Here is a 254-nt window from a genome sequence, read left to right on the forward strand (position 1 = left end):
GAAAAAAAAGTAGGGGTTGTTGTTTATTGTTTGGTTATCAAGAGATAGCTAAATGGTTTCAGGTTCTGTCAAAAGAATCAGGAATCTTTCTGGTGGCGATGCGCTTAGGGGACACACCCGTACCCATCCCGAACACGATGGTTAAGCCTTAAGCGGCCGATGGTACTTCACTGGAGACGGTGCGGGAGAGTAGGTGGCCGCCAGATTTAAAAAAGAAAATAACTGGTTTTACCAGTGATTAGAGAGTTGAACAA

The 254-nt window shown here is 44.5% G+C and carries 1 rRNA gene; it reads left to right on the plus strand.

What is annotated here, in order from left to right:
- Positions 1-88 precede the first annotated feature (88 nt).
- Positions 89-206, plus strand: a 5S ribosomal RNA gene (rrf, locus tag ACQRBH_RS17420).
- Positions 207-254 lie beyond the last annotated feature (48 nt).

Origin of the sequence: Bariatricus sp. SGI.161 (assembly GCF_050313695.1) — a bacterium.
In the GTDB taxonomy this organism is placed as follows: Bacteria; Bacillota; Clostridia; order Lachnospirales; family Lachnospiraceae; genus JAFBIX01.